The organism is Pantoea sp. Ae19-2, from assembly GCF_059801205.1.
The window spans coordinates 1-4,787 of record NZ_JBCHWE010000008.1; the positions used below are offsets into that span (position 1 = coordinate 1).

Here is a 4,787-nt window from a genome sequence, read left to right on the forward strand (position 1 = left end):
GTTTATGGCCTGGCTGGGCGACCTTTCGGTTAAGGACGTTTCAACGTGGGCCGGGCTGATTATCGGCATCGGCATGGCCCTAATCAGCTGGTATTACAAGCACAAAACCTACCAGCTGCTGGCAAGCGGACGCATCACGCGGGAGGACTATGAATCTGCAAACCGTTAAACGCTGCGCCGTCGGCGCTGTACTGGCCATCGCCGCCACACTGCCGGGCTTTCAGCAGCTGCACACCTCGGTTGAGGGGCTGAAACTGATTGCTGATTATGAGGGCTGCCGCCTGAAACCTTACCTGTGCGATGCGGGCGTGTGGACCGACGGGATCGGCAACATACAGGGCGTTGTGCCTGGCAAAAGCATTACCGAGCGGCAGGCCGCCGGGGCGTTTATCACCAATGTGTTACGCGTTGAGGCGGCACTGGCGCGCTGCGTGGCGGTTTCCATGCCGCAGCAGGTTTATGACGCGCTGGTGTCGCTGGCGTTTAACGTCGGCACCGGCAACGTGTGCGCATCAACGATGGTGAAACTCATCAGGGCCAGCCGGTGGCGCGATGCCTGTTATCAGCTGCCGCGATGGGTGTACGTGAAAGGCGTATTTAATCAGGGTCTGGATAACCGGCGCGGGCGCGAGCTGAGCTGGTGCCTGAAAGGGGCCGCAGCATGATGCGCGCCGTTGTGGTGACCTGCTTTGTGGTGCTGCTGGTGACTGCCGGGCTGCTGTCGTGGCAGCTGCACAGCGCAAACAGGACTATCGGCACGCAGGCGGCAGAGCTGGCCGCTAAGGATAAAAGGCTGAGCCAGAAAAACAGCCAGCTGATGGCGGTCAACATCATGGCGCAGAGCAGCAACCTTGCACAGACGCAGCTGTATGCGGCGGCTGAGAAAAACAACGCACTGTTGCGCCAGCGGCAGCGCCAGATTGAGGATCTGAAACGTGAAAATGACGCCCTTCGCCGCTGGAGTGATGCCCCTCTGCCTGATGCTGTTATCCGGCTGCGCCAGCGACCGGCCCTCACCGGAGGTGAATCTTACCGTCAGTGGCTGTCCCAGAATAACCCGTTGCCAGCTGGGGGCGTCGGCAGCGCGCACTAACGGCGACTTGCTGGCCCTGCTGGACGAAACCGAAACCGCCTGGGCGGCCTGCGCCGACAAGGTGGACACCATAGTAACCTGCCAGGAAAAAGACGATGAACAAGCCGCAGTCCTTACGCGAAGCCCTTAACAGCGCCATCCCTTACCTGCAGCAAAACCCTGACCGGTTTCACCTGTTTGTGGACAAAGGGGCGTCGATAGGCACCGCTGCCGCCTCGCTATCGTGGGAATACCGCTACACGCTGAATGTGGTGATTACAGACTTCACTGGCGATCAGAATCTGCTGATGGCGGCGGTGATGTACTGGCTGCGCACCAACCAGCCCGACGCGCTGCAGAACCCTGACGAGCGTGAGCAGCTTTGCACGTTTGAGGTGGACATTCTCGGCAATGGTGCGTGTGACATCAGCATTAATTTAAAGCTGACAGAGCGGGTTATCGCCGAGGAAGTCAACGGCGTGACAGAGGTCAGAGCCGTGCCGGAACCGGGCAACCCTTTTGAAACGGATGAAGCCTGGACGGTAATCCGTGGATAATCTGCACGAGGTTGACGCCTGGCTGGATGCGCTGCTGGCAAGGCTGGAACCGGCAGAGCGCAAAAGGATGCTGCGCGAGGTGGCACGCGACGTGCGGCGGATTCAGCAGGCTAACATGACGGCGCAGCGTGCGCCCGACGGCAGCGCATGGGAACCGCGACGCGTATCGGCGAGGACAAAGCCGGGACGTATCAAGCGCAAGATGTTTACGAAGCTGAAAACCGCAAAGTACCTCAAGACAAAGGCAACCGGCGACAGTGCAGAGGTGGCTTTCATTCCTGCCGTGCAGCGCCTCGCCCGCGTTCACCATTACGGCCTGCGTGACCGCGTGAGCAAACGGGGCATTACGGTGAAATACGCTGAGCGCCCATTGCTGGGCGTTAATAGCGAGTTAGAAACAACAGTGCGTGAGTCGATGCTGCGTTGGCTTGATAAATAGTGATCACCTATTCACTGGGGTCACTCTTTTGATATTCAGGTCTTTTTTTCCTAGTTTCAATAATAGGGATTTTAAATATCTCAGCAACTGAATATCCGGCGCGGACGACACAGACAACGGCAAGGAAAAGTATTGAACGCAACAATAATGAATTCTCTGACCTAATCATTTCAACGTTGATTTCAGGGAGCTTTAGCCCGCTAAGTGTATAGTTGAGCGTAATGTGAAGGCCATAAAGAAAGGCGCATGCTGAATAAATATTCCAAATGGCATTTATAGCATTTTTATAAACGTCAAATTTACCCATTCTGATAAGAAGTGCCCCATGTATGACGGAAAGAGCCAATATGCCTGACAGATAGTTTATTAATTGCCTTTCGTCTGTGGATTCGGTTCTATCCCAAACGAATGTTGTTAGCAAAAGTAATGCCCCTATTGTAATAACTAATCTTTTTGGTAAGCCTAATCCCATCCCCATTTAGATCTCCTTTTTTTTAAGTCGCTTTTGTATGAGTCGTCATACAACGCATTATTGATGTCAGAATTTTTATACCGTTGCAATGTAGCGTTATGAATACACAACTCACTGAAATCATGCGCCTCATCACCAACCTGATCCGCACCGGCACCGTGTCCGACGTCGATCCGGTTAACTGGCTGTGCCGGGTGAAAACGGGCGACCTCGAAACCAACTGGATTAACTGGCTCACCCTGCGCGCCGGTAACACGCGCACATGGTGGCAGCCTACCGTTGGCGAACAGGTCATGCTGCTGAGCATGGGCGGCAACCTCGAAACCGCCTTTGCGCTGCCCGCCATCTATTCCGATACATTCCCGCCGCCGGATTATTCAGAGAACGGCAGCACTACGCAGTTTATTGATGGCGGTTTTTTCAGTACGAACCGGCAACCGGCCAGCTGCTGATAAAGAACATCAAAAGCCTGCGCATCGAAGCGGCGGACGGTATTCAGCTGCTTACCGAGGCTTTCGGCGTTGATGCCAGCAAGACAACAATCAACAGCGACGCGGCTATTAACGGCGCAGTCACACAGAGCGGCGGTGACATGAGTTCTAACGGCGTCGTGGTGCATACCCATAAGCACGGCGGCGTTAAGTTCGGCAATGACACATCAGGAGGCCCGGCGTGATGTATCTCGGCATGAACCGCGACACCGGCAAAGCCCTGACCGATCTTGACCACATCCGCCAGAGCGTCAGCGATATTCTGCTGACCCCGGAGGGCAGCCGCCTGGCGCGACGTGAATACGGCTCAATGCTTTCTGCGCTCATCGACCAGCCGCAGAACGGCGTCACCCGTATGCAGGTCATGGCGGCAGCTTATACCGCACTGAGCCGCTGGGAGCCGCGCATCCGGCTGATTTCAGTGAATTTCACAACGGCATATGACGGCTCAATGGCCGTTGAGATAAACGCACAGCGAGCCGACGGCTCGCCGCTGGCAATGACCATCCCAACGGGGGTAAACCGTGGCAGTGATTGATTTATCGCAGCTTCCCGCGCCGGAAGTCATTGAGGTGCCGGACTTTGAAACACTGCTGGCCGAACGTAAAGAAAACCTGATTGCACTGTATCCGGCTGACGAACAGGCCGCCATGCGCAGCGTGCTGGCGCTGGAATCCGATCCGCTGGTCAAGTGCCTGCAGGAAAACGTCTACCGCGAAATCCTCTTACGCCAGCGTATCAACGAGGCGGCGCAGGCGGTTATGGTGGCCTATGCGCTCGGCACCGATCTGGACCAGCTGGCGACCAACAACAACGTCAAGCGCCTGACCATCACCCCGGCCAATCCTGACGCCGTGCCGCCCGTTGCCGCAGTCATGGAGTCTGACGATGATTTACGCCTGCGCGTGCCGGGGGCATTTGAGGGGCTGAGCGTGGCCGGGCCGACGGCGGCGTATGAGTTTTACGCCAAAAGTGCCGACGGGCGCGTATCCGACGTGTCGGCAACGAGTCCGGCACCGGCGGAAGTGCTGATTACCGTGCTGAGCCGCGAAAACAGCGGGGCGGCAACGGACGATTTACTGAATGCAGTGAACGTCGCGTTAAACGCCGAAACCGTGCGCCCGGTGGCTGACCGCGTGACGGTGCAGGCCGCAACGATATTCGATTATCAGGTAAAAGCCACGCTGCACCTGTTTGACGGCGTGGCCGCTGCCCCGTGTCTGGAGGCGGCGCAGGCCGCAATGACCGCTTACCTTGCCGACCAGAAAAAGCTGGGCCGCAGCGTGCGGCGCGAGTCTTACGGCGCGGTGCTGCGTGTGGCGGGCGTGGACTGGGTGGACATCACCGAACCGGCGCAGGACATCATTCTGGACCGCACGCAGGCGGGCAACTGCACGGCGGTGGCGGTCACGGTTGCCAGCGATAACGGAGGCAAATGATGAACCAGAGCCTGTTACCGCCCGCGTCCTCGGCGCTTGAGCGCAGGCTGGCCGAGGTGTGCAGCGGCATCAGCGGGCTGGACGTCCCGCTGCGCGACCTGTGGAATCCTGCCGCCTGTCCGGTGTGGTTTCTGCCTTATCTCGCCTGGTCATTCTCGATTGACCGCTGGGACGAGGCCTGGGCGGAAAGCGTAAAGCGGCGCGTGGTGATGGATGCGTTTTACATCCATCAGCACAAGGGCACCATCAGCGCCGTGCGTCGCGTGGTGGAGCCGTTCGGGTTTCTTATCCGCGTGCTGGAGTGGTGGAAAACCGGT

The 4,787-nt window shown here is 57.7% G+C and carries 10 protein-coding genes and 1 pseudogene; 10 read left to right on the forward strand and 1 reads right to left on the reverse strand.

Annotated elements, in window-relative coordinates:
* The first annotated feature begins 4 nt into the window (after window positions 1-4).
* The 6 genes from AAIE03_RS24130 to AAIE03_RS24155 are packed head-to-tail and all read left to right on the forward strand — an operon-like array spanning window position 5 to window position 2,068.
* Entirely contained in the window at window positions 5-169 is a 165-nt protein-coding gene (locus AAIE03_RS24130; RefSeq protein ID WP_498563301.1) for an HP1 family phage holin, read from the forward strand.
* Complete coding sequence (locus tag AAIE03_RS24135) at window positions 150-665, forward strand: lysozyme (protein WP_498563294.1); 516 nt, start codon at window positions 150-152, stop codon at window positions 663-665. The genes AAIE03_RS24130 and AAIE03_RS24135 overlap by 20 nt, the downstream gene beginning before the upstream one ends.
* Window positions 662-1,093 (forward strand): Rz-like lysis system protein LysB, encoded by a 432-nt coding sequence (lysB, locus tag AAIE03_RS24140; protein WP_498563295.1) that lies wholly within the window; start codon window positions 662-664, stop codon window positions 1,091-1,093. The genes AAIE03_RS24135 and lysB overlap by 4 nt, the downstream gene beginning before the upstream one ends.
* Window positions 981-1,223: an Rz1-like lysis system protein LysC gene (gene lysC, locus AAIE03_RS24145; protein ID WP_498563296.1), complete on the forward strand. Its 243-nt coding sequence runs from the start codon at window positions 981-983 to the stop codon at window positions 1,221-1,223. Before lysB ends, lysC begins: the two co-directional genes overlap by 113 nt.
* Window positions 1,189-1,629: a phage tail protein gene (locus AAIE03_RS24150; RefSeq protein ID WP_498563297.1), complete on the forward strand. Its 441-nt coding sequence runs from the start codon at window positions 1,189-1,191 to the stop codon at window positions 1,627-1,629. The genes lysC and AAIE03_RS24150 overlap by 35 nt, the downstream gene beginning before the upstream one ends.
* Entirely contained in the window at window positions 1,622-2,068 is a 447-nt protein-coding gene (locus AAIE03_RS24155) for a phage virion morphogenesis protein (RefSeq protein ID WP_498563298.1), read from the forward strand. Before AAIE03_RS24150 ends, AAIE03_RS24155 begins: the two co-directional genes overlap by 8 nt.
* A gap of 7 nt (window positions 2,069-2,075) precedes the next feature.
* On the opposite strand, the gene AAIE03_RS24160 is transcribed toward AAIE03_RS24155, so the two are convergent.
* On the reverse strand, window positions 2,076-2,546 hold the full coding sequence (locus AAIE03_RS24160; protein ID WP_498563299.1) for a hypothetical protein: 471 nt from the start codon (window positions 2,544-2,546) through the stop codon (window positions 2,076-2,078).
* 92 nt (window positions 2,547-2,638) lie between these two features.
* Here AAIE03_RS24160 and AAIE03_RS24165 point away from each other — a divergent pair.
* The 4 genes and pseudogenes from AAIE03_RS24165 to AAIE03_RS24180 form a co-directional block, all read left to right on the forward strand.
* Window positions 2,639-3,216 (forward strand): annotated as a pseudogene (locus AAIE03_RS24165) (phage baseplate assembly protein V).
* Window positions 3,216-3,569, forward strand: a complete 354-nt coding sequence (locus tag AAIE03_RS24170; RefSeq protein WP_498563302.1) for a GPW/gp25 family protein — start codon at window positions 3,216-3,218, stop codon at window positions 3,567-3,569. The pseudogene AAIE03_RS24165 and the gene AAIE03_RS24170 overlap by 1 nt, the downstream one beginning before the upstream one ends.
* Window positions 3,556-4,470 carry a baseplate assembly protein gene (locus AAIE03_RS24175; RefSeq protein ID WP_498563300.1) on the forward strand — a complete coding sequence of 305 codons (915 nt, stop codon included), beginning with the start codon at window positions 3,556-3,558 and terminating at the stop codon, window positions 4,468-4,470. Before AAIE03_RS24170 ends, AAIE03_RS24175 begins: the two co-directional genes overlap by 14 nt.
* Window positions 4,470-4,787 (forward strand): phage tail protein I (locus AAIE03_RS24180; RefSeq protein ID WP_498563303.1); only part of this gene is annotated, 318 nt, incomplete at its 3' end. The genes AAIE03_RS24175 and AAIE03_RS24180, both read left to right, overlap by 1 nt.

Bases quoted from the DNA above. Each gene is read 5' to 3' on its own strand.
- lysC (WP_498563296.1), top strand. From the start codon at position 981: ATGCTGTTATCCGGCTGCGCCAGCGACCGGCCCTCACCGGAGGTGAAT.
- AAIE03_RS24135 (WP_498563294.1), top strand. From the start codon at position 150: ATGAATCTGCAAACCGTTAAACGCTGCGCCGTCGGCGCTGTACTGGCC.
- AAIE03_RS24160 (WP_498563299.1), bottom strand. From the start codon at position 2,546: ATGGGGATGGGATTAGGCTTACCAAAAAGATTAGTTATTACAATAGGG.
- AAIE03_RS24150 (WP_498563297.1), top strand. From the start codon at position 1,189: ATGAACAAGCCGCAGTCCTTACGCGAAGCCCTTAACAGCGCCATCCCT.
- AAIE03_RS24170 (WP_498563302.1), top strand. From the start codon at position 3,216: ATGTATCTCGGCATGAACCGCGACACCGGCAAAGCCCTGACCGATCTT.
- lysB (WP_498563295.1), top strand. From the start codon at position 662: ATGATGCGCGCCGTTGTGGTGACCTGCTTTGTGGTGCTGCTGGTGACT.
- AAIE03_RS24130 (WP_498563301.1), top strand. From the start codon at position 5: ATGGCCTGGCTGGGCGACCTTTCGGTTAAGGACGTTTCAACGTGGGCC.